The sequence below is a fragment of the Agromyces binzhouensis genome (assembly GCF_004135055.1).
GTDB lineage: Bacteria > Actinomycetota > Actinomycetes > Actinomycetales > Microbacteriaceae > Agromyces > Agromyces binzhouensis.
This window is the reverse complement of sequence record NZ_SDPL01000430.1, coordinates 1-2,639: the sequence shown is the minus strand read 5'-3', so window position 1 is coordinate 2,639 and position 2,639 is coordinate 1. Positions and strand designations below refer to the sequence as shown.

General features: G+C 71.8%; 3 protein-coding genes. 2 read left to right on the top strand and 1 reads right to left on the bottom strand.

Annotated features, from left to right (window positions below):
- The coding region (locus ESO86_RS19150) for a DUF6264 family protein (protein ID WP_165307966.1) at positions 1–442 on the top strand (442 nt) is incomplete at its 5' end.
- A 45-nt stretch (positions 443–487) separates the two neighbouring features.
- On the opposite strand, the gene ESO86_RS15225 is transcribed toward ESO86_RS19150, so the two are convergent.
- Complete coding sequence (locus ESO86_RS15225; RefSeq protein WP_129235736.1) at positions 488–1,534, bottom strand: 4-hydroxy-3-methylbut-2-enyl diphosphate reductase; 1,047 nt, start codon at positions 1,532–1,534, stop codon at positions 488–490.
- An 85-nt stretch (positions 1,535–1,619) separates the two neighbouring features.
- Here ESO86_RS15225 and xseA point away from each other — a divergent pair.
- Positions 1,620–2,639 (top strand): exodeoxyribonuclease VII large subunit (gene xseA / locus ESO86_RS15220; RefSeq protein ID WP_129235735.1); only part of this gene is annotated, 1,020 nt, incomplete at its 3' end.

Genomic DNA, 2,639 nt, shown 5'->3' with positions numbered 1-2,639 from the left:
GCCGCCCCCGCCGCCCGCCGCGATGCGGCCCGGCGCGGGGCAGGATGCGGTCGACGCGTCGGCGAGGCGCCCGCGCACGACCGACCGGTTCTTCACGATCCTGCTGCTCGCGCTCGGCGCGATCGGCGCATGGAACACGTCGGTCAGCCTGCAGCAGCTCCCCGGCGCGATCCAGTCCGTGTACTCCGACCAGGGCGTCGGCACCTTCACCCCGCAGCCCTGGCTTCCGACGCTCGCGCTGATCGGCACGGTGTTCATGCTCGCGCTCTACGCGGCGGTGCTCGGATGGTCGATCATGCGGCTGCGCGCGCGGAAGCTCGCGTTCTGGGTGCCGCTCGTCGGCGGAGCGGTCGCGTTCCTCGCGACGATGGTGCTCACGTCGATCGTGTTCTTCACCGACCCGACGTTCCAGTCGTACCTGCAGGGGATGACGGGCGGCTGAGCCGTCCTGCCTCGAGCGCCGGGGCCGCTCGGGGCGGGCGAGCGCTCAGGCCGTGGCGCCCGCCCGGTTGCGGCCGCCGATCGCGCGCGCATCGCGGTTGCCCTGCAGGTCCTTGCGGAGTTCCTTCGGCAGCGAGAACATCAGGTCCTCCTCGGCCGTCTTGACCTCCTCGACCTCGCCGAAGCCGGCGTCCTCGAGCTCGAGGAGCACCTCCTTCACGAGCCCCTCGGGCACCGACGCGCCGCTCGTGACGCCGACCGTCTCGACGCCCTCGAGCCACTCCTGCTTCACCTCGGTCGAGTAGTCGACCCGGTACGCGGCCTTCGCGCCGTACTCGAGGGCGACCTCGACGAGGCGCACGCTGTTCGACGAGTTGGCCGAGCCGACCACGATCACGAGGTCGGCGTCCTGCGCGACCTTCTTGATCGCGACCTGGCGGTTCTGGGTGGCGTAGCAGATGTCGTCGGAGGGCGGGTCCTGCAGGTTGGGGAACCGCTCGCGCAGGCGGCGCACGGTCTCCATCGTCTCGTCGACCGACAGCGTCGTCTGCGAGAGCCACACGACCTTCTCGGGGTCGCGGACCTCGATGTTCGGCACGTCGTCGGGGCTGTTGACGAGGGTGACGTGGTCGGGCGCCTCGCCGGCGGTCCCCTCGACCTCCTCGTGGCCCTCGTGGCCGATGAGCAGGATCTCGTAGTCGTCGCGGGCGAAGCGGACGGCCTCGCGGTGCACCTTCGTGACGAGCGGGCAGGTGGCGTCGATGGCGTGCAGGCCGCGCTCGGCGGCCGAGTTCACGACCGCGGGCGAGACGCCGTGCGCGCTGAAGACGACGTGCGCGCCCTCGGGCACCTCGTCGACCTCCTCGACGAAGATCGCGCCGCGCTTCTCGAGCTCGGTCACGACGTGGATGTTGTGCACGATCTGCTTGCGCACGTACACCGGCGCCCCGTAGTGGTCGAGCGCCTTCTCGACGGCGATCACCGCCCGGTCCACGCCCGCACAGTAGCCGCGCGGCGCCGCGAGCAGCACCTTCTTGCGCCCCTGCACGGGGATATCCTTGAGCCGGCCGCGCACGCTCGGGATCCGAGGCATGCCGAGGTCGATTCGCGGGGCATCCGTCAAGCTCGTCACGGAGGCCATCCTACGCGGGCGATGATGACGGGCTGCTGGGAGGCGCATGGCCGACGGACCGACGACCCGCGAGACCCCATGGCCCGTCTCGGTGCTCTCGGCGAAGCTCAAGGAGTACCTCGACCGCCTCGGCACGGTCTGGATCGAGGGCGAGATCACGCAGTGGGGCGTGTCCGCCGGCAACGTCTACGGCAAGCTGAAGGACCTCGAGACGGATGCCACGGTGTCGTTCACGATCTGGTCGTCGACGCGCGCGAAGCTCACCGAGCAGTTCAAGGCCGGAGACCACGCCGTCGCCCTGGTGAAGCCGAACTGGTGGGTCAAGGGCGGCTCCCTGACGATGCAGGTGTTCGACCTCAGGCACGTCGGGCTCGGCGACCTGCTCGAGCGGCTCGAGCGGCTGCGCGCGCAGCTCGCCGCGGAGGGCCTGTTCGCCGCCGACCGCAAGCGGCCGCTGCCATTCCTGCCGCAGGTGATCGGACTGGTCACAGGCAAGGACAGCGACGCCGAGAAGGACGTCGTGCGCAACGCGCGCCTGCGCTGGCCGGCCGTCGAGTTCCGGACGGCCTACGCGGCCGTGCAGGGCGACCGGTGCGCGCCCGAGGTGGTCGGGGCCATCCGTCGGCTCGATGCCGACCCCGAGGTCGACGTCATCATCGTCGCGCGCGGCGGCGGCGACTTCCAGAACCTGCTGGGCTTCAGCGACGAGCGCGTCGTGCGGGCCGCGGCCGCGGCGACCACGCCGATCGTGAGCGCGATCGGGCACGAGGCCGATCGTCCGCTGCTCGACGAGGTCGCCGACCTCAGGGCGTCGACGCCGACGGATGCCGCGAAGCGGGTGGTGCCCGACGTGGCCGAGGAGCTCATCAGGGTCGAGCAGGCCCGCGCGCGCCTGCGCATGCGCGTCACCACGCTCGTGAACCACGAGATCGACCGGCTCGGGCACCTGCGGAGCCGCCCGGCGCTCGCCGACCCGGGCTGGATGGTCGACCGGCGCGCCGAGGAGGTCACGCGCTGGGTCGCGCGCGGCAGCGAGCTCGCCGAGCGCGCGATCGAGCGCGCCGCG

What these genes read in the sequence shown, in the direction of transcription:
- ESO86_RS15225 (WP_129235736.1), bottom strand. Translation starts at nt 1,534, where the DNA reads ATGCCTCGGATCCCGAGCGTGCGCGGCCGGCTCAAGGATATCCCCGTG.